The sequence below is a fragment of the Streptomyces sp. NPDC094448 genome, from assembly GCF_044763775.1.
Taxonomy (GTDB): Bacteria; Actinomycetota; Actinomycetes; order Streptomycetales; family Streptomycetaceae; genus Streptomyces.
The window spans coordinates 100,160-120,987 of sequence record NZ_JBIWGU010000005.1 but is presented as its reverse complement, the minus strand read 5'-3'; the positions used below and the strand labels follow the sequence as shown (position 1 = coordinate 120,987).

Below are 20,828 nucleotides of genomic sequence, written 5' to 3'. Positions count from 1 at the left end.
CCGGAAGGCACCGCCTCCGGGGGCCGGGCCGTTCCCGGTCCCTCACTCCCCCGCGTGCACCACCGTCCGGCCGTCCGCCGCGGTGATCTCGACCCCGGACAGGTCGAGCCGCCGGTCCGCCGCGCCCGCCAGCCGTACCGCGTCGGCACCCCGGCCCTCCGCCCTGATGCCGCCGCCCGCCGTCAGACGGTCGAGCGCGCCGTCCACGTCCACGGTCACCACCCCGTCCCCGCTGCCGGCGATCCGGCCGCCGACCGTCATCCTCCCGATCCGGCCGCCGGGTTTGACGCTGAGCGCGGTCGCCGCCAGGTCGAGCTGCACCCCGCGCACCAGACTGCTGCCGATCCCGCCGGCCGTGACCAGGTCGCCCCGGATGTCGAGATACGGCAGATCCTTGCTGACCTGTACCCCGACCGCGCCGTCCCCGGTGGTGGTGATGGAGTCGAACGCAGCGTGCCGCAGCGTCCCCTCGTACACATTGAAACCGCGCGCCCCGACCCCGTGGGTGGTCAGCGGCGCCCGCACGTCGAGCCGGTCGATATCGCCGAAGTTGACGAACCCGATCCCGCTCGGCCCCTTGGACGTGATGGGAGCCGTGGCCTCCCAGTCGACGACCTGCCCCCAGTTGTCGAGGACCATGTCGTTCTGGCCGTAGGTGGTGACGGAACCGGCGGTGTGCACCTTCTCGACCCGGGCCCCGGAGATCACGAACACCCCGCCGCTGATCAGGTCCGGGGTGCCTTCGGGGATTCCGCCGTCGGTGTGGATCTCGCCCGTGCGCAGCAGTCCGACGCGTACGGTGCCGCCGTCGCCGGTCCCCTCCCAGCTGCCGTGTCCGCCGACGAACACCCCGCTGCCGCGGACCGGTTCCGCGGCGCTGCCCGCCGCGATGTCGAGCAGTTCGGCGGTGATGACGGCGGCGGGGTCGGCATGGAGGTTCCAGAGGGTGAAGGCGCCCTGGAGGGCGTCGACGCCGAAGCCGTGCGGCCGGGCGGCCCGGCCGCGCAGATCCGCCGCCTCGACGGTGAGCCCCTCGACCGCGATATGCCCCGAGCGGACGTCGTCGGCGGCCAGCAGCAGTACCTGCCCGCGGGTGCGGACCCGGCGCAGCGTCAGCGTCCCGAGCCCGGCGGCACCGGCGCCGCCCGTGTTGCCGACGGCGATCTCGTGGTCGGGGCAGTGGACGGTCACGTCCTCCAGCGTGTTGTCGCGGGTGAGCCGCAGGCCCCGGGCGCCGAAGACGAGGGTGCCGCCGCGCAGCCGTACCCCCGGCGCCAGGGTCAGCATCGGCATGCCCCGGAGCGTGCCGTCGACGTGGATCGCCGGGGCCTCGTCCCGGACCGCTTCCATCAGCTCCACGGCCGTCGTCACCCGGGTCCACCGGGTCCCGCCGTCGCCGTCCGTCATCGCCGCCACCTCCCGCTGATCCGCCCCACCAGGCCCTTCCTCACCGTACGGCCGGGTCCGCGGCACCGCACGGTGCCCGGGGCGCGGGCGGGCCCCGGTCCTCGTACCCTCGAAACGGCAGACGTCCCCCGAGCGGGAGGTTCCGGATGCGTGCCGCCTGGTACGAGAAGCAGGGCCCGGCTGCCGATGTGCTGCGGGTGGGCGAGCTGCCCGCGCCGGTGCCGGGGCCCGGGGAGGTACGGGTCCGGATCGCGGTGTCGGGCGTCAATCCGGGCGACACCAAGAAGCGCGGCGGCTGGCTCGGCTCGCGCATGGTGTATCCGAGGGTGATCCCCCACAGCGACGCGGCGGGTGTCGTGGACGCCACGGGCGACGGCGTCGACGCGCGGCGGGTCGGGGAGCGGGTGTGGGTGTACGGGGCACAGTCGTACCGCCCCTTCGGTACGGCCGCCGAGTACACGGTCGTCCCCGCCGAACAGGCCGTACCGCTGCCCGCGCACGTCCCCGACGATCTCGGTGCCTGTCTCGGCATCCCCGGGATCACCGCGCACCGCGCCGTCTTCGCGGACGGCCCGGTCGACGGCCGGACCGTGCTGGTCCACGGTGTCCTGGGCGCGGTCGGCTCGCTGGCGGCGCAGCTCGCCCGCTGGGGCGGGGCGACGGTTCTGGGGACGGTGGTGCGGACCGGGGACCTCCCGGACGTCGATCCGTCCGTCGTGCACGGTGCCGTCGCACTCGACGGGGAGGATCCGGCGGCGGCGCTGCGGGCGTCTGCGCCGGGCGGGGCGGTGCACCGGATCGTGGAGGTGGCGCTCTCCGACAACGGTCCGCTGGACGCGGCGGTCGCGGACAACGACACGGTGATCGCCGCGTACGCGACCCGGGCCGATCCCACTCCCCTGCCGGTCTGGGAGCTGCTGTTCAAGAACGTCACGCTGCGGCTGCTCGGCAGCGACGACTTCCCGCCGGAGGCACGGCGGCAGGCCGCCCGGGACCTCACGTCCGCGGCGGCGTCGGGCGTGCTCGCCGCCCCGGTGCGGGAACGCTTCCCGCTGGATGCGATCGCCCGCGCGCACGACACGGTCGACGCGGGCGGCCGGGGCCGGGTGCTGGTGACGCTTCCGCAGGGCTGACGGGCCGGCGTACGCCCCGTGAACACGGAGCCCGGCCCGGGTGGCGGGTGCGGTGCCACCGCCCGGGCCGGGCGTTCTACCGGGGCCGGGCCGGGCCGGCCCCTGGCCGGGATCAGCCCAGCAGACCGCCGAGGACCCCCTTGGCGCCGCCCGAGTCGCCGCCGCTGCCGCCGCCCGGGTTGCCGGAGGAGCCGCCGGAGCCCGCCGGGGCGCCCGATGAGCCGCCGGAGCCCGAGCCGCCACCCGTCGACGAGGGGCCGGAGGAACCGGAGGGGGCCTTCGCCGGACCCGAGGTGTCCGGAGCCGACCGGCGGCCCGTGGTGCCCTGCGTCTGGCTGGGCCGGTCACCGACCCGGCCCGTCTCGCGGACCGTCTCGCTCGGCGGCGCGGACTTCTTCTCCTCCTCGGGCTTCTCCTGCGCCTTCCGGCTCGCGGACGGCGACGGCTTGCGGTCCTCGCCGCCGCCCGGACCCGCGGACGTCTTGTCGCCGGTGGGCCGGTCCTGCGGAAGCGACGAACCGGGCAGGTAGTTGGTCGGGTCCTGGCCGGGCCGGGGCACGTTGACCACGGTCTGGGAGCGGACCGCCCCGCCGAGCACCGAACCGATCAGCAGCGTCAGACCGATCACAACCGCCGTGATCACCGCACCGCGCCGCAGCACCCGGCGGCGCAGCTCCCACAGTTCCGACCGGGGCCCGAGCCGCCGCCAGGCCTCGCCCGCGAGATGGCCGTCGACCGAGTACACCGGGGCGCCCGCGATGATCAGCGGGGACCAGGCGGCCAGATAGACGATATCGGGGGCGTCGTACGCGGGAACCGTCTTCCAGCTCACGGTCAGGATCAGCGCCGCCGACAGCAGCGCCCCGACGACCGCCGCCACCCGCTGCCAGAGGCCCAGCACCGTCAGCACACCCACGACGACCTGGAGGAAGGCCACCGTGAGACCGGCGCCGACGGGGTGCGAGAGGGCGAAGTCCCGCAGCGGTTCGGCGAGCGCCCACGGGTGGAGGGAGTTGAGCCACTTCACCATGGACCCGCGCTCGCCGCCGTCGAAGTAGACGGGGTCGCAGAGCTTGCCCATGCCCGCGTAGATGGAGATGAAGCCGAGGAAGACCCGGAGCGGCAGCAGCACCACGCCCAGGTTCATCCGGCGGCCCGGGTAGTACGCGTGCCGGACCGCGTCGTTGCCGTGCCGCTGGGGGCGGCCGGTGGTGACGGTCTGGTCGAACTCGTCCTCGTCGTCCGCCCCGTCGTACGCGCCGTCCCGGCTGTCGTACGAAGGGGAGGAGGGGTACGAGTCGTAGGCCCCCACCGCCCGGCGCATGGGCGGCAGCAGCGGGGTGACCGGCACGGGCGCCGTATCGGCGGCGTCGGCGGTGTCGACCCCGACGCGCGGGATGACCTGGGTCGCTCCCGTACCTTCGTAGCCGTCGTAGCCGGGTGCGGGCGCTCCGCGCTCGACGGTGGCCGTCCCGGTGGAGTTCCGCACGGCCTGGAGCAGGCCCGAAGCGGCCGTGTCACCGGGCGCGGAGCGGCCGCTCCAGACGACCGGCGGACGCCGCCGCGCGGCGGCCGGGGGGCGGGCGGCGCCCGCCGTGGATCGTACGGGGCGCGGCCGCGCGCTCGGGGCGAGCTGCACCCGGAAGCTGGCGTGGTTGACGATGACCTGAGCGGGGTCGGAATGAACCTTCACCATGCTCAGCGCAGGCTGATCATCGAACCCGGACCGGGGCGTTCTGGTGTCCACACTCATCTAACCGAGTGACATCGCGTTAGGACACTGCCCCGATCCGCCTTTCCTGTCCGAGGCCCGTCAAGCGCAGGTGAGAGCCCCGGAAGGCGGCCGGAGCGGCGGGCGCAAGCCCGGCGCGCCGGGCGTGTCGCAGCATCACCCGTTCAGTGCGTCCGGGCCGCCGCTCCGGGGGCGTGCCCCGGAGCGGTCCGCCACGGCTCAGGCGCGGCGGCGCGCCGCCTCGTACAGCACCACACCCGCCGCGACACCCGCGTTCAGGGATTCGGCGCCGCCCGGCATCGGGATCCGGACGAGGAAGTCGCAGGTCTCGCCGACCAGCCGGGACAGGCCCTTGCCCTCGCTGCCGACGACGATGACGACCGGGCCGCCGAGCGCCTCCAGGTCGCCGACCTCGTGCTCACCGTCGGCGGCGAGGCCGACGACCGTGAGACCGGCCTTCTGGTACGACTCCAGGGCGCGGGTCAGATTGGTGGCGCGGGCGACGGGGGTACGGGCGGCGGTACCGGCCGAGGTCTTCCAGGCGCCGGCCGTCATGCCTGCGGCACGGCGCTCCGGCACGACCACGCCGTGCCCGCCGAAGGCCGCCACGGAGCGGACGACAGCGCCCAGGTTGCGCGGGTCGGTGACGCCGTCGAGGGCGACGATCAGGGGGTCCTCGCCGTCCTCGGAGGCGGCGGCCGCGAGGTCCTCGGGGTGGGCGTACTCGTACGGCGGGACCTGGAGGACCAGGCCCTGGTGGTTGAGCCCGTTCGTCATCCGGTCCAGCTCGGGCCGGGGGGCTTCCATGATGTTGATGTTGCCGCGGCCGGTGGCGAGCTGGAGGGCCTCGCGGACCCGCTCGTCGTTGTCGATGAACTGCTGGACGTAGAGCGTCGTCGCGGGCACGCCGTCGCGCAGCGCCTCGAAGACCGGGTTGCGGCCGACGACCATCTCGGAGGTGCCCTTGCCGCCGCGGCGGGCGACGGGGCGCCGCTGGGACTGCTTGGCCTTGGCGTTGGCGATGCGGTTCTTCACATGGCCCTTGCGGGCGGACGCGGGCGGGGTCGGGCCCTTGCCTTCGAGGCCGCGGCGTCGCTGGCCACCGCTGCCGACCTGCGCACCCTTCTTGTTGGATGTGCGGCGGTTCCTGCGCTGGCTGTTCCCGGCCATGACACTCTGCTTCCTGCTGTTACTGCTGCGTCTACGTCTCTATGTCAGTGTGCCGCCCGCCGGAGCGGGCGGCATATCACCGGCGGTGCCGGTCAGGGGCTCAGCGGGCGCCGAGCGTCCACCGCGGTCCGTCGGGGCTGTCCTCGATGACCAGCCCGGACTGCTGGAGCTGGTCGCGGATCGCGTCGGCCGTGGCCCAGTCCTTGCGGGCGCGGGCCGCCTCGCGCTGCTGGAGTACCAGCCGGACCAGGCTGTCGACGGCGCCGTGGAGATCGTCGCTGTCGTCGGCCTCGCCCGCCCAGTGCGGGGCGAAGGGGTCGAGCCCGAGGACGCCCAGCATGGCCCGCACCTCGGCGGCGCGGGCGATCGCGGTCTCCTTGTCGTCGGCGGCGAGCGCCGAGTTCCCCTGGCGGACGGTGGTGTGCACGACACCGAGGGCCTGCGGGACACCCAGATCGTCGTCCATGGCCTCGGCGAAGGCGGGCGGCACCTCGACCGCGGGCTCCACCGTCGTACCGGCCTTCTCGCAGACCCGGGTCAGGAAACCGGTGATCCGGGCGAACGCGGAAGCCGCGTCGTCCAGTGCCTCCGGGCTGTACTCGATCATGGAGCGGTAGTGCGGGGTGCCCAGGTAGTAGCGGAGGACGATCGGCTTCCAGCGCTGGACCATCTCCGAGACGAGGACCGAGTTCCCGAGGGACTTCGACATCTTCTCGCCGGACATGGTGACCCAGGCGTTGTGCACCCAGTACTTCGCGAAATCGTCGCCGTACGCCTTGGCCTGCGCGATCTCGTTCTCGTGGTGCGGGAAGATCAGGTCGATCCCGCCGCCGTGGATGTCGAAGGCCGGGCCCAGGTACTTGTGCGCCATGGCGGAGCATTCCAGATGCCAGCCGGGGCGGCCGCGGCCCCAGGGGGTCTCCCAGTCGGGCTCGCCGGGCTTGGTGGCCTTCCACAGGGCGAAGTCCCGCGGGTCGCGCTTGCCGGTCTCGCCCTCGCCCGCGGGCTGGCGCAGCTCGTCGAGGTCCTGGTTGGACAGCTCCAGATAGCCGGGGAACGACTTCACGTCGAAGTAGACGTTGCCGTCGGCGGCGTAGGCGTGGCCGCGCTCGATGAGACCGCGCATCATTTCGATCATCTCGGGCACATGGCCGGTGGCGCGGGGCTCGTAGGTCGGCGGAAGGCAGCCCAGGGCGTCGTAGCCCGCGTTGAACGCGCGCTCGTTCTCGTAGCCGATGGACCACCAGGGGCGGTTCTGCTCCGCCGACTTCCTGATGATCTTGTCGTCGATGTCGGTGACGTTGCGGATGAAGGTGACGTCGTAGCCGCGGTAGGCGAACCAGCGGCGCATGATGTCGAAGTTCAGGCCCGACCTGATGTGCCCGATATGCGGGGCGGCCTGCACGGTCGCGCCACAGAGGTAGATCGAGACACAGCCCGGTGTGAGCGGGACGAAGTCACGGATCTGCCGGGCGCTGGTGTCGTACAGGCGAATAGTCACCCCCCCAGGGTAGTGGGCGTGCGATAGTGCCCCGCTCCTTCCCGGCCACCCGGCCGGCCCACGGGTCCGCCCGCCCCCTTCCGCCCCTCCGGGGGCGCCCCCGGCCACCCGTGACGCGGGCGGCCGGAAGCGGCGGGGGCTCAGATCCGGCCGACGACCTTGCGCGGGGTGATCCGGACGACGACCCGCTGGGCGTCCTGCGCCGCGGTCGGGTTGAACTCGGCGTACGGCTTGCCGACGTACTTGACGGCCAGCTCGTCGATCAGCTCCGGGCCGCCCTCTTCGGTGATCTCCACGGTGCCGCGGATCTCGGCGTAGGTGTACGGGGCGTCGAAGGGCTGGACGACCACCGTGACGCGCGGATCGCGGCGGAGGTTCTTCTCCTTCTGCCGCCCGACCGTGGTCGAGATCAGCAGATCGTCGCCGTCGCGCTTCACCCAGACCGGGGACACCTGGGGGCTGCCGTCGGGCTGGATGGTGGCGATGTTGACGAAGACGGGGGAGTCGAGAAGGGCCTTCAGTTCGTCCGAGAGCTGGGCAGACATGGGTGTTGCCTTCCTGGTCCGGGGGGCCACTGTCGGTGCAGGGCGGGTGTCCGCGCGTCACGGACGCCCGCCCGGTGAACCATGCCACACGGAGAGGTATTTCCGGTCGTTCGTTACACCCGGATGAACGTTACGGCCGGACCCGCTTCCGCGCGGGTTCAGACGGGGGTACGGGCGTCCCCATCCGGATCCGTACCGGCGGATGCCCCCTCGGGCGCTCCCGCGGGCGTTCCCGTACGGAAGACGAGCGCGGTGGCGATCGCGGCCAGCCCCTCCGCCCGGCCGGTCAGCCCCAGTCCGTCGGTCGTCGTCCCGGAGACCGATACGGGCGCCCCGACGGCCGCGCCGAGCGCCTTCTGCGCCTCGTCCCGGCGCTTGCCGACCTTGGGCCGGACCCCGATGACCTGGACGGCGACATTGCCGATCTCGAAGCCCTCGGCGCGGACGATCCTGGCCGCCTCGGCCAGCAGCGTGACACCGGAGGCCCCGGACCACTCGGGCCGGCCGGTGCCGAAGTGCGCGCCGAGGTCGCCGATGCCCGCGGCGGAGAAGAGCGCGTCGCAGGCGGCGTGCGCGGCGACGTCCCCGTCGGAGTGGCCGGCCAGACCTGCGCTCTCGCCCTCCCAGAGCAGCCCGGCGCACCACAGCTCGCGCCCGGGTTCGAAGGCATGGACATCGGTGCCGATGCCGACCAGCGGCAGGGGCACCGCGGGGGTGGGGCGTGCGGCAGTGGGGTCAGAAACCATCGTTGGCCCTCCTGCGGGCGAGTACGGCCTCGGCGAGGACGAGGTCGAGCGGACGGGTCACCTTGAAGGCCTCCTCGTGCCCGGGGACCACGACGACCGGCTCCCCGAGCCGTTCCACCAGGCCCGCGCAGTCGGTCGCGCCTTCGCCGTCGGCGGGGACGGTGTCATGGGCGCGGACCAGGGTGGCCCGGTCGAAGCCCTGCGGGGTCTGGACGGCCCGCAGCCTGGCGCGCTCGGGCGTGGCGACCACCGGTTCCGGCTCGCCGTTCCCGCCGGGTGTCACCTCCTTGACGGTGTCCGCGAGCGGCAGCGCGGGGACGACCGCGGGTGCCCCGTCGCGTACCGCCTCGATGACGGAGTCGACCGTGTCGACCGGTACCAGCGGGCGGGCGGCGTCGTGGACGAGGACGACCGCCACATCGTCGGGGACGGCCGCGAGACCGAGCCGTACGGACTCCTGGCGGGTCTCGCCGCCGGGGACGACGACCACGTCGGTGCGGTCCGGCAGGACGAGGTCGGTGAGGAGGTTGCGGACGCCGGGGGTGTCCTCGGGGGGTGCGACGACCACGACGAGGACGACGGCGTTGGACGCGGCCATGGCGCGTACGGCGTGCACCAGCATGGGTGTCCCGTTGAGCGCCCGGAGCGCCTTGGGCGCGCCGGGGCCGAGCCGTACCCCCCGTCCGGCGGCCGGGATCACCGCTGCGGTGCGGGGTGTGAGCGATCGGTCTGACATCGGTTGCACTCCGGCAGGTTTGTTTCCTCGGCCCTTTTGGGTATGGCCTCAGCGTGCCGGGCGCGACGCCTTGACGGACCCTTCCGTGACGACGGTCTGCGCCAGTCGCCCGGGCCCGGCACACCAGGGCTTGGCCTCCCATCGGGGGCCGGGCCTCCTGGGTGAGGCTATGAGAAGTGTGACAGGAGAACGGCTGCGGCAGCGGGCGGCTGCCGCAGTGGACGTCTGCGACAGCGGATGTCCGTGACAGCGGACAAACGTGCCGCAGTGCCCGGCAACAGATCAGTGATCAAAGGGGATCACATCGTGTCGGCGGGCACCGCGGCAGTTGTGTCTACATTCGGCCGGGCGCCGGTTCCGCTCGGGGCGGGCCGGGCAGCGGCCGGGCGCGTCAGGACGCGAGGACCTCGTCGAGCAGGGCCTCGGCCTTGTCCTCGTTGGTGTTCTCAGCGAGGGCGAGTTCGCTCACCAGGATCTGGCGGGCCTTGGCGAGCATCCGCTTCTCACCGGCGGAGAGTCCGCGCTCCCGCTCACGGCGCCACAGGTCACGCACGACCTCGGCAACCTTGATGACATCACCGGAAGCGAGCTTCTCCAGATTTGCCTTGTAGCGGCGGGACCAGTTCGTCGGCTCCTCGGCATACGGCGCGCGCAGCACCTCGAAGACCCGGTCGAGCCCGTCCTGACCGACCACATCGCGTACGCCCACGAACTCCGCATTGTCCGCCGGCACGCGCACCGTCAGGTCGCCCTGGGCGACCTTGAGCACCAAGTAGGTCTTGTCCACGCCTTTGATCTGGCGAGTTTCGATGGCCTCGATCAGCGCGGCCCCGTGATGGGGATAGACCACGGTGTCGCCAACCTTGAACGTCATGTGACAGGTACCCCTTCCGTGGCTATCCAGGGTAACACGGATACAGCTTCTTCTGAATGGCGTTTTCGCAGGTCAGAGCATATCTCGGGGCTTGACAACAGTGACGGGAACGTGCTGCGGACGGCTTGCGGAACACGGTATTCGCAGGTCGGAGCGGCTCTGCGGACAGGTGGAAACCCGGCCGTCGCACCTGGCCGGAGGCCCGTCACGGCGTCCGAACGTCCCGATTTGCCGGGTTCGCATGGTGAACTTCCCCTACTCCGTTCGGACCTCGGTCACCCGTACGGACGGGCGCACGGAACAATCATGAATTGATCTTCGAATGCCCATCGGTATTCATTACCGTCCCATCCGCACCGGCCGTCCACGACTTCCTCACGACGGCGGCCCGGAATTGATCACACCGCCGATAGCCGATTTATGAACGGCCGGTGAATCCCGGGCCCCCGGAATCGCGGCAACGCAGCAACGCGGCGAGGCGGCAACGCGGCATCGCGGCGGTGAATCCGGACTCCCTCCCCGTGGCAGACCGCGGCCTCCCGCGGGGCCGGCCGGTTCCGGACTCGTCCGGAGCGGGTCCGGGCAGGTCCGGGGCAGATCTCTCCAGCGCGGCTTCCGGGGCAGGGTCCGTCCGGACCGGCCCGGGGCCGGGCGGGGCCCGAGGGGCGAAGGGCCCGTAAGGGGCGGGTCGGGTGCGGGCCCGAAGGGAGGGCTCTGTAATCTGTGGACGAACTGACGCGGGCACGGCCGCCATTGCGCCGGTTCAGCAGAAGCAGAGCAGAACCAGAACAGTCCCGATGCCAGATCCGTACGTGCAAGGAGATGCCGCGCCGTGAGCCTCCCCCTTACTCCGTCCGGGGGCGCTACTCGCCTTCGCCGCGGCGCCGTCGCCGTGACCGCAGTCGCGCTGTCGTTCGCCGCGCTCACCGCGTGTGGCGCGGGCAACAACGCGCAGTCGCTCGGCATCAAGCCGGACACCGCGACGGCCTCCGTGGACAACATCGCCATCCAGAACGCGAATGTGATCACCCAGCCGAAGACGGGCGAGGCCGGTCCCGCGGTCGTCTCGGCGACGATCTTCAACAAGGGCGAGACCGAGCAGACCCTGGACTCCATCACCCTGCCGGGCGGTGCGGGCACCGTGAAGCTCTCGGCCGCCTCCGGCTCCGGCGGTGTGACCGTTCCCGCCCAGGGTTCGATCGTCATCGGCGGCAAGGGCAACGCCTCGGCCGTCATCGAGGACGGCACCGCGCTGACGAAGAAGATCGGCGGCGTCCAGGACGTCGTCTTCAAGCTCAGCAAGACGGGCGACGTCAAGCTGGAGGCCTTCGTGGTCCCGTCGTCGGCCGACGGCTTCGCGGACTTCGGTCCGGGCAACGCGCCCGCCCCCGCGGCCTCCCCGTCCCCGGCCTCGTCGGGTCAGCCCGGCGCAGAGGGCACGGAGGGCACGGAGGGCACGGAAGGTGCCGAGGGCGCGGAGAAGCCCGAGGGTGCCGAGCAGCCCGAGGGCGCGGACGCGTCGAAGGGCACGGAGACGCCCGCGGGCTGAGCCCCGCGCCGTACCGTACGAACGCAGAGCGAAGGCGCCCCGCCGTGACCGGTGGGGCGCCTTCGTACATCCGCCGCTTCGTACGTCCCTCCTACATCCGTCGTACTCCCGTCATACAACCTGTCGTATGTCGTCGTACGTCTCGTAGGTCGTCGTACATCCGGCAGCGGTGGGGCCTGCTACGGCTCGAACTTGTAGCCGAGGCCGCGGACCGTGACGAGATAGCGCGGGGCGCCGGGGTCCGGTTCGATCTTGGCGCGCAGCCGCTTGACGTGGACGTCGAGGGTTTTGGTGTCGCCGACGTAGTCCGCGCCCCAGACCCGGTCGATGAGCTGCATCCGGGTGAGCACCCGGCCCGCGTTCCGCAGCAGCATCTCCAGCAGGTCGAACTCCTTCAGCGGCAGGTCGACCTTGCCGCCGGAGACGGTGACGACATGGCGGTCGACGTCCATCCGCACCGGGCCGGCCTCCAGCGCCGCCGGGGCGGCCTCCTCCGGCTCCCCGCGGCGGCGCAGCACCGCGCGGATCCGGGCGACCAGCTCGCGCGAGGAGAACGGCTTGGTGACGTAGTCGTCGGCGCCTATCTCCAGGCCGACGACCTTGTCGATCTCGCTGTCCTTGGCGGTCACCATGATGACCGGCACGTTCGAGCGGCCGCGGAGCTGGCGGCAGACCTCGGTCCCGGGGAGTCCGGGCAGCATCAGGTCGAGAAGGACGAGATCGGCGCCGTTGCGCTCGAACTCGTCGAGCCCCTCGGGTCCGGTGGTCGCCACGGCGACCTCGAAACCCTCTTTGCGGAGCATGTAGGAGAGAGCGTCGCTGAACGATTCCTCGTCCTCGACGACGAGCACTCGGGTCACGGAAGGACCTCCGGGGCAGGGATCTCGAAATGCGGATCAGTGGGGGGAGTGGGCCGGTCGGCGCTGTCGGCGCGATCCGGTTCGATGGTGCGGGAGCGGTGACGTACGGATCCCGCTTCCGGGAGTCGCAGGGTGAAGGTGGAACCCTGGCCCTCGGAGCTCCAGACCGTGACCTCCCCGCCGTGCGAGGCGGCCACATGTTTGACGATCGCCAGCCCGAGGCCGGTGCCTCCGGTGGCGCGGGAACGGGCGGGGTCGACGCGGTAGAAGCGTTCGAAGACCCGCTCGCGGTCCTTCTCGGAGATGCCCATGCCCTGGTCGGTGACGGCGATCTCGATCAGGCTTCCGCCCGGGGCGGGGACGCGGCGGGCGGAGATGCCGACGCGGGTGCGGGCCGGCGAGTAGTTGACGGCGTTCTCGACCAGGTTACCCAGAGCGGCGGCCAGCTGACCCCGGTGACCCCAGATATGCAGTCCGTCGGTGCCGCCGGAGACCATGGTGATGGCCTTGGTGGAGGCCGGGTGGCGGGAGCGGTCGATCGCCTCGGCGACCAGTTCGTCGACCCGGACCGGCTCGGCGCCGTCCAGCGGATCGTCGTTCTGGACCCGGGAGAGGTCGATCAGCTCCTGGACCAGGCTGGTCAGCCGGGCGGCTTCGATCTGCATCCGCCCGGCGAAGCGGGAGACCGCCTCCGGATCGTCCGATGCGTCCATCACGGCCTCCGCGAGCAGGGAGAGCGCGCCGACGGGGGTCTTCAGCTCATGGCTGACATTGGCCACGAAATCCCGGCGTACGGCTTCGATGCGGCGGGCCTCGGTGAGGTCCTCCACCAGGAGGAGGACCAGCCGGGAGCCCAGGGGCGCGACCCGGGCGGAGACGGCGAGCGCCTCGCCCCGGCCGGTGCCCCGGCGGGGCAGGTCCAGTTCGACCTGGCGGATCTCGCCGTCGCGGCGGGTGTCCCTGGCCATCTTCAGCATGGCGTCGACCGTCAGTTTTCCGCCGCGTACCAGCCCGAGTGCGTACGCCGCGGAGCTGGCCTTCACCACGGAGTCGCTCTCGTCGAGGACGACCGCGGAGGAGCGCAGTACGGAGAGGACCGTGTCGACGCCGGGCGGCAGCACGGCGTCCGTGTGCAGCGACGACCGGGTGGGCCGGCGCTGCTCGCGTTCGCTCCAGCGGAACGCCAGCACGGCGAAGACGCCGGTCAGCAGACCGCCGATCGCCGCCACTGCGGCGACCGCCGCGTTCACGTCCATGCCTCAAGGTTAGGCATGGTCATCGCGCGGGTGGCGGCCGAAGGGGTGACCTGGGGTACTCGTCGCCCAGAGTTCACCGGGGGGACCGGGCCGGTTCATTTGGGAAAGTGGGGGTCGACTCCTTGGCCGCCGACCGTGGGAGCGTGGGGGTCCACGGACCCCATCCGGGCCCCGGTCACCGCGACCGGACCACGGTCACCGAGAGAGGGAACTCCATGCGGGACGCGTACCACGAGGAACTGGACTCCATCAGTGAGAGTCTGGTCGAGATGGCCCGGCTGGTCGGGTCGGCCATAGGGCGCGCCACGACGGCGATGCTCGACGCGGATCTGAAACTGGCCGAAAGTGTGATCGCGGCCGATCAGAAGGTCGACGATCTCCAGCACGATCTGGAGGGGCGGGCGATCGCCCTGCTGGCGCGCCAGCAGCCGGTGGCCACGGATCTGCGGATCGTGGTGACATCGCTGCGGATGAGCGCGGATCTGGAGCGTTCGGGTGATCTGGCCCAGCACGTCGCGAAGCTGGCGCGGCTGCGTTTCCCGGAGTCGCCGGTGCCGCGGGACCTCCAGGCCACGATCCTGGAGATGGGCCAGCTGGCGCAGCGGCTGATGGCGAAGGCCGGCGAGGTGATCATCACCAAGGATGTCGATCTGGCGCTCCAGCTGGAGACCGACGACGACGAGATGGACCTGCTGCACCGGACGCTGTTCCAGCATCTGATGGACGACCGCTGGAAGCACGGCATCGAGACGGCGGTCGACGTGACGCTGCTGGGCCGCTACTACGAGCGGTTCGCGGACCACGCGGTGTCGGTGGCGAAGCGGGTGGTGTATCTGGTGACGGGCGAGCACGCGGACGATCTCCAGCCGGACACGGTGGACCAGGCGGATGCCGTGGAGGCCTGAGGGGACCGTGTGTCCGGAGTGACGGCCGCTCCGTACGGCTCCTTGCCCACGCTCCGTACCGATGTCTCCACGCGCTGTTGACGCGCCCGCCTCCGCGGGCATCGAATGGCGGGAGGCGGCATGTGGTGCACGCCGTGCGCGATCATGCCTCCGTATCCGATGAGGAGGAACCATGGCCGATTCCCCGACCCCGGACACCCAGCAGGAGTCCGCGGCCGACGCACAGCGCGATGTGATGCGCCTTCCGCTGCTGGGCACCTGCGGCTGCGGCTCGGGCTGCGGCTGCGGCTGCAAGTCGGGGTCGCCGTGCCAGTGCAGTGGCGGCTGCGGCTGACACGCGTTCGTACGGACACCGCAAGGGCCAGGGCCCGCCGGCCGTCCCGAGCCGGCGGGCCCTGCCGTGCAGTGGTGGGTCCTGGTGCGCGTCCGCCCCGTTTCAGACGGCGGTCTTGGCCACCGCGCCCTTCAGTCCTTCCTCTCCTCCCTTTGCCACTCCGCTTGCCACTCCGCCTTCCCGCCCCTCCGGCACTCCCGGCTTCGGCTCCGCCCCCAGCCTGCGCAGCAGCAGCCAGAATCCGGCCGCGGCTGCGGTGCCGAGGACGGCGCAGAGGGCCCAGAGCCAGTCGGCGCCGAAGCGGTCGATCATCTGCCCGGCCATCAGCGGGGCGACCAGGGTGGCGACGGACCAGGTCAGGGAGTGCACGCCCTGATAGCGGCCACGGCCGTGGAGCGGGGAGAGCCGGACGACCAGACCGGCCTGGGTGGGGGCGCTGAGGATCTCGCCGAGGGTCCAGACGGCGACCGTGAGGGCGTAGAGGGCGATGGAGTCGGCGAAGGCGGTGAGCCCGTATCCGTACCCCGCGAGCAGGGAGGCGACGACCAGCAGCAGACGCGGGTCACGGTGGGTGATCACATGGGTGAGCGGGATCTGGAGGATCACGATCAGCAGCCCGTTGAGGGCCATGACCATGCCGAAGCTGGACGGGGAGAGCCCGGAGTCGCCCATGGCGAGGGGGAGGCCGATATAGCCCTGGGTGAAGATCAGCGCGAGGAGGAAGGAGAGGGTGACCAGGCTCATGAAGCGCCCGTCGCGCAGGACGGTCCCCATGCCGATCCGCGGTTCGGGGCCGCTGTCCTGCCCGGTGCCCGCGGGGCGCTCCGGCCGGGACTCGGGGAGTTTGACGAAGATGACGACCGCGCAGGCCAGGGTCATCACGGCCTCGCCGAGGAAGCCGATGAGGAAGCTGTACTCGGCGATGAATCCGGCGGCGGTCGCGGAGACCGCGAAGCCGAGGTTGATGGCCCAGTAGTTGAGGGAGTACGCCCGGACCCGGTCCTCAGGGGGCACGATATCGGCCATCATCGCCTGCACGGCGGGGCGCGAGCCGGTGGTCGCGGCGCCGACGACCGCGGCGACGGCGGCGATGGCGGCCGGGTGCTGGACGAAGCCGAGGACCCCGACGGCGACGGCGGACAGGGCCTGGGTGATCAGCAGGGTGGGCCGCCGTCCGATCCGGTCGGCCAGGATCCCGCCGCCGATGGAGCCGGCGACGCCGCCGAGCCCGTAGAGGGAGACGACCAGTCCGGCGTACGAGGCGGAGTACCCCTGCTCGGCGGTGAGGTAGAGCACGAGGAAGGTGGAGACGAAGGCGCCGAGCCGGTTGACCAGGGTGCTGGTCCACAGCCACCAGAACTGGCGGGGCATCCCCGCCGTACTTCTCCGTACGGCTCCGTGCAACCGCCCCGCGCCCATGCTGGTTCCCCCACCTCATGTAAGTGTCGCTAACCTTTGCCGCACATTACATCTGGCTGGATGCAGAGACCACCCATTTGACGGGACCCGTCAACCGTCCCGCGCGTGGGCCGCGAGGCGGGTCCATTAGGCTCGTACGCATGGCCGACGCACCGTACAAGCTGATCCTCCTCCGCCACGGCGAGAGCGAGTGGAACGCAAAGAACCTGTTCACCGGCTGGGTGGACGTCAATCTCACCGAGAAGGGCGAGAAGGAGGCGGTCCGTGGCGGCGAGCTGCTGAAGGACGCCGGGCTGCTGCCCGACGTGCTGCACACCTCCCTCCAGAAGCGCGCCATCCGCACCGCGCAGCTCTCCCTGGAGGCCGCGGACCGCCACTGGATCCCGGTCCACCGCTCCTGGCGCCTGAACGAGCGCCACTACGGCGCCCTCCAGGGCAAGGACAAGGCCCAGACGCTCGCCGAGTTCGGCGAGGAGCAGTTCATGCTCTGGCGCCGCTCCTACGACACCCCGCCGCCCCCGCTGGCGGACGGGTCCGAGTTCTCCCAGGCCGGCGACCCCCGCTACGCCGACATCCCGCCGGAGCTGCGCCCGCGCACGGAGTGCCTGAAGGACGTCGTGGCCCGCATGCTGCCGTACTGGTACGACGGCATCGTCCCGGACCTCCTGGCCGGCCGCACCGTCCTGGTCGCCGCCCACGGCAACTCGCTGCGCGCCCTGGTCAAGCACCTGGACGGCATCTCGGACGAGGACATCGCGTCCCTCAACATCCCCACCGGCATCCCGCTCGCCTACGAGCTGGACGCCGATTTCAAGCCGATCGTCCCGGGCGGCACGTACCTCGACCCGGACGCGGCGGCGGCGGCCATCGAGGCCGTGAAGAACCAGGGCAAGAAGAAGTAATTCAACGCCCGAAAGCCCCCGACCTGCGTTTTCCGCGCAGGGCGGGGGCTTTTTGCTGGGGCTGGGCCGTCTCTGGGCCGTCGGCGGTATTTGGGCCGCTTCCGGAGTTGCACCGCCTCCCCCGGCAACTGCCGCTGCTAGCGGTATGCTTGGCCCGCCTTACCTGAACCTCCCTTGAACTCTGTGCGAATGCATGCGAGTTCCAAGGCTCCGGCCCGATAGGCGGGTCGGCTGGAGGGGAAGGGAGGTGGTAGAGAGGTGAGTCTTGAGAAGGGCAAGCCTCGTAGCTGGACCGATGCCGAGAAGTGGCAGGTCTGGCTAACGGGGATCGGCCTGTTGACAACCATCACTGCCAGCGTGATGCAGTTCGCTCGATGAGCGACTCACGCGCGAGGCCGGGAGGGATCGGGTGCTGCACATGCAGCGAGCCCGGTCTGCTGCTACGCGACCGGGCTCGCTGACTGCACGAGGGCCTGGGTCTGGTTGCCGCCGGATCCAGGTCCTCGTTTGTTCTAGAGTCTTCAGCAGTTCCGCTAGATACCTCTAGTTGCAACTAGAGGTATCTATAGGCGAGTCTCCCACGAGACTGCTAATTCAATCAACTTTCCGCAATGGCTTTCCGAGCTCATTCGGACTTGCAGTTCACCGCGATTCGCGCTGCTCATCCGCCGACTCGTTACGGCTGCGAGGTTCGCGTCCCATGTTGCCTGCGCACCCCCATGCCAGCAAACACCGAGGCCACAGCCTTGCGCGTGCGCTCTCTGCTGGACGGCAGCAGATGCGCGTACACCCTGAGTGTCAAGCCGGGGTCGGAGTGGCCCAGGTACTCGGCGAGCGCCTTGACGTTCTCCCCCGCGTCCAGGAGGACGGAGGCATAGAAGTGGCGGAGGGCGTGCATGCCGTTCTCGCGCGACTCCGAGTAGGGCTCGCCGGGTTCGGGGACCGGAATCACCCCGGCCGCGGCAAGCGCTGGCTTCCACGCGTCGTCGTTGAGCGACGTCCGCCAGACATGGCCTCCGCGCGGTGCCGTGAAGACGAGACGCTTGGTCATGGGCGGGCCGTCCGCAACCTTCCACGGCAGAGTGATCTCCACGGGCGGGAACCGCTTCAGGTGCGCCCGCAAGGTGTCGGCCACCGGGCCAGGGAGGGGCACGTCCCGGAGCTTGCCGCCTTTGGGCGGTGCGAACACAGGCTTGCTTCGGCTGAGCTTCAGTTGCTGGACCACCTGCAGGGTGTCCGTGGCGAAGTCGATCGCGTCAATTGCCACCCCGAGGATCTCCCCCTGCCTCAGGCCGCAGCCTCCGCCCAGATCCACCATCGCCTGGTATCGCTCCGGCATGGCGGCTCGGACGCCGAAGAGGCGTTCCGGCGTCCAGGGGACGACCCGTCTTTCCTCCACGGTCGGCGGCCGGACGGACCGGGCAGCGCACGGATTCCGGGGGAGGTGTCCGTCGTCTACGGCTGCGCTGAGAACGGCCCGCGCGTTGGAGTAAATGGTGCGGGCGTACGAGCCGCGGATGCCGTTCTCCTGAAGCTGCCGGACCCAGTCACGGATGTGTGCAGGCTGGAAGGAGCCGAGTGGACGCGTACCGAGGTACGGATAGGCGTGCAAGCGAAGCTGCGACTCCATCGAAGCCCGGGTGTTCGGGTCGGGCGCGTGGACCACCCAGCTCTCGGCGTACTGCTGAAACGTGGTCCGGGCCGCACGAGGGTCGATGTACTGACCGCGCGCCATGTCCGCTTCCGTCTCGTTCAACCACCTCTCGGCAAGCCGCTTCTGCCGATCCGGGAAGCTCTTCGACTTCTCCGTGCCGTCAGGACCGATGTAACGGGCGCGATAGCGCATGCCCGCGCCGTACCGCTCGGTCCTGACCCTGTGCATCTGCCCGTCCGGCCCGGTCTCGGACTTGTACCAGCGGTCTTGGATGTGTCCCGCCATCAGGCAGCCACCCCCTTGCGCTGGGCATCAACCCAGGCCCGAACGTCGACGGGGTCGAACCGCAGATGCCGGCCGACACGGAAAGCCCGAGGGCCGGTGCGCTTGCGGCGCCACTGATAGACCGTCTCGACGCTGGGCAGCCGGAACATGGCCACCAGGTCCACGGGCGTCAGATATCGGGAAGGCAGGCGCGACTCCACGGCCGTGTCTGCTGAGGCGAGGCGTCGATCAGCCACGGGTGGAATCTCCTTCCATGTGGTGGGCGGTGGCTGCGACGAGGGCGGCCTCCGGGGAGTAGCCGCGTCCGGCATAGCGCCAGTGGCCGATGGCTATCGTGGGGCGGTCATCGAGGCCCAGGGCGCGCTACTGCTGGTGGGCCCGGTGCTCGGTTCGTGCGGTGCGCAGGGCGGTCAGGGTGGTCGAGTAGCTGCGGGATTTGGTGGAGAAGTGGCCGCGGTGGCCGAGCATGTGGGCCCAGCGGCGCAGTTCGAGGGTGGTGAAGGGCGGGAGGGCTCCGAGCCACCAGCAGGTGGCGATCATGCGGAGGACATGGGCGCGGACGGGGAGGAGTACGAGGTGCCGGGCGGTGGTAATCCGTCCGTCGACCGCGCCAGCCGCTTCCGCTCCCTTGGTTGCGTACTTGGCGATGTACGCGGCGACGGCGCCGTGCTCGGCAATGGGTCGGACGTCGACCTGGGCGCCGAAGCGGAGTGTGCGGTGGCCGATGACACCGGCTCCGGGTGATGGGAGCCGTACGCGCCCTGCGGCTGTGTGTACGGCGTCGGTCAGCAGGTCCGCAGTCGCCCATGCGGGTGGTGGGGTGCTCGGGCCGTCCGGGCCGTCGAGGCGGATGACGGCATGGAAGTGGATCAGGCCGCGCCGTTGGTATTCGACGACCTTGGTGTACGAGAGCCGGGCAGCCAGGCGGAGTTCGGTCCGGGGCAGTCCGGCCCGCCGGGCAAGTTCTCGCCGCAGTTCGATGGTGAAGCGGTGCCACAGGTGCCCGGACCGGGCCTGCCAGAGGACGGCCCCGGCGTAGTCGTAGCAGCGGGGGCAGATCGGTTCACCGAGCCGGGGATCATCCGTGCTGTGCCGTGTGGCGCAGCCGACCGGCTGATCGTGCGGACAGCGTTCCTTCGGCGACCGGGGACGGCAGGGGCTAACCCGTCCGCTTCGCTCCCGGCGGGTGTGCACGGGGCCGAAGCCGGGCGCCGTGAGGGTGGCGAACACCCGGGGGTGGTCGATGACCGTTTCGGGAGTCCCTTTGCCGCCGACGAGCCCGGCCCTGATCAGGTGGTAGGTGTCGGCCCGGTAGACGCGGGCACACGGCGAGCAGACGGTGGAGCGCCGGTTTCCGCAGGGGACCAGGAGCCGGCCGCCGTATGCCGCCGAAGAGTGGCTGAACAGGGCTTGGCCGCTGTCGGAGGCGAAGACGGTGGACTCGCCCACGAGGTGGACGGGGTTGGCACAGCCTCCGAGGCCGACGATGTTCCGGCGCCAGGCGGCGAACTCGGGAGTGGCCGCCTGCTCGACGAGGGCCGCAACGGCGTGCGGAAGGTGCTGGGGCTCGGTCATCGCGTACCCCTTCCTCCGAACGCCTGCCCCATGACGGCGGCGATGGCGTGCGGACGAGTCTTCGCGCTGAAGCGGAAGGTCGGGTCGGTGAGCCAGAGCGCGGCGGCATGGGCCGGGCACAGACGCTTTTCCGTACCGTCGAGCGCAACGAGGACCACTCCCTCCTCGCCGTCGCACAACGGGCGGTCGTCGTCCCGCAACGCGCACACGGGCGGATGCGGACGCTTCCTGGTGGACAATGAGTG

19 protein-coding genes and 1 pseudogene are annotated in these 20,828 nt (G+C 71.2%); 5 read left to right on the top strand and 15 right to left on the bottom strand.

What is annotated here, in order from left to right; all coding sequences use genetic code 11:
* Positions 1-42: 42 nt before the first annotated feature.
* Entirely contained in the window at positions 43-1,407 is a 1,365-nt protein-coding gene (locus tag ACIQ9E_RS11475; protein WP_403705526.1) for a hypothetical protein, read from the bottom strand.
* A gap of 146 nt (positions 1,408-1,553) precedes the next feature.
* Between ACIQ9E_RS11475 and ACIQ9E_RS11470 the strand changes: the two genes are divergently transcribed.
* Positions 1,554-2,540, top strand: a complete 987-nt coding sequence (locus tag ACIQ9E_RS11470) for an NADPH:quinone reductase (protein WP_403705523.1) — start codon at positions 1,554-1,556, stop codon at positions 2,538-2,540.
* A gap of 112 nt (positions 2,541-2,652) precedes the next feature.
* On the opposite strand, the gene ACIQ9E_RS11465 is transcribed toward ACIQ9E_RS11470, so the two are convergent.
* The 7 genes from ACIQ9E_RS11465 to ACIQ9E_RS11435 form a co-directional block, all read right to left on the bottom strand.
* Positions 2,653-4,293: a DoxX family membrane protein gene (locus tag ACIQ9E_RS11465; RefSeq protein ID WP_403705520.1), complete on the bottom strand. Its 1,641-nt coding sequence runs from the start codon at positions 4,291-4,293 to the stop codon at positions 2,653-2,655.
* Between the two features lie 198 nt (positions 4,294-4,491).
* Positions 4,492-5,442 (bottom strand): 23S rRNA (guanosine(2251)-2'-O)-methyltransferase RlmB, encoded by a 951-nt coding sequence (gene rlmB, locus ACIQ9E_RS11460; protein ID WP_403705517.1) that lies wholly within the window; start codon positions 5,440-5,442, stop codon positions 4,492-4,494.
* Positions 5,443-5,542: 100 nt separating this feature from the next.
* On the bottom strand, positions 5,543-6,943 hold the full coding sequence (cysS, locus tag ACIQ9E_RS11455; RefSeq protein ID WP_403705515.1) for a cysteine--tRNA ligase: 1,401 nt from the start codon (positions 6,941-6,943) through the stop codon (positions 5,543-5,545).
* A 140-nt stretch (positions 6,944-7,083) separates the two neighbouring features.
* A complete protein-coding gene (locus tag ACIQ9E_RS11450) occupies positions 7,084-7,488 on the bottom strand; it encodes a PPOX class F420-dependent oxidoreductase (protein WP_403705512.1) in 405 nt (134 codons plus the stop codon).
* A gap of 158 nt (positions 7,489-7,646) precedes the next feature.
* On the bottom strand, positions 7,647-8,234 hold the full coding sequence (ispF, locus tag ACIQ9E_RS11445; protein ID WP_403705510.1) for a 2-C-methyl-D-erythritol 2,4-cyclodiphosphate synthase: 588 nt from the start codon (positions 8,232-8,234) through the stop codon (positions 7,647-7,649).
* Positions 8,224-8,970: a 2-C-methyl-D-erythritol 4-phosphate cytidylyltransferase gene (ispD, locus tag ACIQ9E_RS11440; protein WP_403705507.1), complete on the bottom strand. Its 747-nt coding sequence runs from the start codon at positions 8,968-8,970 to the stop codon at positions 8,224-8,226. The genes ispF and ispD overlap by 11 nt, the downstream gene beginning before the upstream one ends.
* A 391-nt stretch (positions 8,971-9,361) precedes the next feature.
* Entirely contained in the window at positions 9,362-9,844 is a 483-nt protein-coding gene (locus ACIQ9E_RS11435) for a CarD family transcriptional regulator (RefSeq protein ID WP_003953493.1), read from the bottom strand.
* An 832-nt stretch (positions 9,845-10,676) separates the two neighbouring features.
* On the opposite strand from ACIQ9E_RS11435, the gene ACIQ9E_RS11430 reads away from it, so the two are divergent.
* Positions 10,677-11,393: a hypothetical protein gene (locus tag ACIQ9E_RS11430; RefSeq protein WP_403705504.1), complete on the top strand. Its 717-nt coding sequence runs from the start codon at positions 10,677-10,679 to the stop codon at positions 11,391-11,393.
* A gap of 179 nt (positions 11,394-11,572) precedes the next feature.
* Here ACIQ9E_RS11430 and ACIQ9E_RS11425 read toward each other — a convergent pair whose 3' ends face one another.
* On the bottom strand, positions 11,573-12,253 hold the full coding sequence (locus tag ACIQ9E_RS11425; protein WP_006348412.1) for a response regulator transcription factor: 681 nt from the start codon (positions 12,251-12,253) through the stop codon (positions 11,573-11,575).
* Positions 12,250-13,509: a sensor histidine kinase gene (locus ACIQ9E_RS11420; protein ID WP_403705501.1), complete on the bottom strand. Its 1,260-nt coding sequence runs from the start codon at positions 13,507-13,509 to the stop codon at positions 12,250-12,252. Before ACIQ9E_RS11420 ends, ACIQ9E_RS11425 begins: the two co-directional genes overlap by 4 nt.
* 215 nt (positions 13,510-13,724) lie before the next feature.
* Between ACIQ9E_RS11420 and phoU the strand changes: the two genes are divergently transcribed.
* Together phoU and ACIQ9E_RS11410 are read left to right on the top strand one after the other, a co-directional pair.
* The gene (gene phoU, locus ACIQ9E_RS11415; RefSeq protein ID WP_006348410.1) at positions 13,725-14,414 is read left to right on the top strand and encodes a phosphate signaling complex protein PhoU; all 690 of its coding nucleotides are present in this window, start codon (positions 13,725-13,727) and stop codon (positions 14,412-14,414) included.
* A gap of 172 nt (positions 14,415-14,586) precedes the next feature.
* Positions 14,587-14,748, top strand: coding sequence for a hypothetical protein (locus tag ACIQ9E_RS11410; protein WP_403705499.1), 162 nt, complete (start codon positions 14,587-14,589; stop codon positions 14,746-14,748).
* 102 nt (positions 14,749-14,850) lie between these two features.
* Here the strand turns inward: ACIQ9E_RS11410 and ACIQ9E_RS11405 are convergent, their stop codons facing one another.
* Positions 14,851-16,119: an MDR family MFS transporter gene (locus ACIQ9E_RS11405; protein ID WP_403705497.1), complete on the bottom strand. Its 1,269-nt coding sequence runs from the start codon at positions 16,117-16,119 to the stop codon at positions 14,851-14,853.
* Between the two features lie 188 nt (positions 16,120-16,307).
* On the opposite strand from ACIQ9E_RS11405, the gene ACIQ9E_RS11400 reads away from it, so the two are divergent.
* A complete protein-coding gene (locus ACIQ9E_RS11400; RefSeq protein WP_403705494.1) occupies positions 16,308-17,069 on the top strand; it encodes a phosphoglyceromutase in 762 nt (253 codons plus the stop codon).
* 676 nt (positions 17,070-17,745) lie between these two features.
* Here the strand turns inward: ACIQ9E_RS11400 and ACIQ9E_RS11395 are convergent.
* The 4 genes and pseudogenes from ACIQ9E_RS11395 to ACIQ9E_RS11380 all read right to left on the bottom strand — a co-directional run bounded on the left by ACIQ9E_RS11395 (position 17,746) and on the right by ACIQ9E_RS11380 (position 20,822).
* Positions 17,746-19,008: a tyrosine-type recombinase/integrase gene (locus tag ACIQ9E_RS11395; protein WP_403705491.1), complete on the bottom strand. Its 1,263-nt coding sequence runs from the start codon at positions 19,006-19,008 to the stop codon at positions 17,746-17,748.
* Positions 19,008-19,244, bottom strand: coding sequence for a helix-turn-helix transcriptional regulator (locus ACIQ9E_RS11390; protein WP_403705488.1), 237 nt, complete (start codon positions 19,242-19,244; stop codon positions 19,008-19,010). Before ACIQ9E_RS11390 ends, ACIQ9E_RS11395 begins: the two co-directional genes overlap by 1 nt.
* A pseudogene (locus tag ACIQ9E_RS11385) lies at positions 19,237-20,583 on the bottom strand (replication initiator). Before ACIQ9E_RS11385 ends, ACIQ9E_RS11390 begins: the two are co-directional and overlap by 8 nt.
* Entirely contained in the window at positions 20,580-20,822 is a 243-nt protein-coding gene (locus ACIQ9E_RS11380) for a hypothetical protein (RefSeq protein ID WP_403705486.1), read from the bottom strand. Before ACIQ9E_RS11380 ends, ACIQ9E_RS11385 begins: the two are co-directional and overlap by 4 nt.
* Between the last annotated feature and the right edge of the window lie 6 nt (positions 20,823-20,828).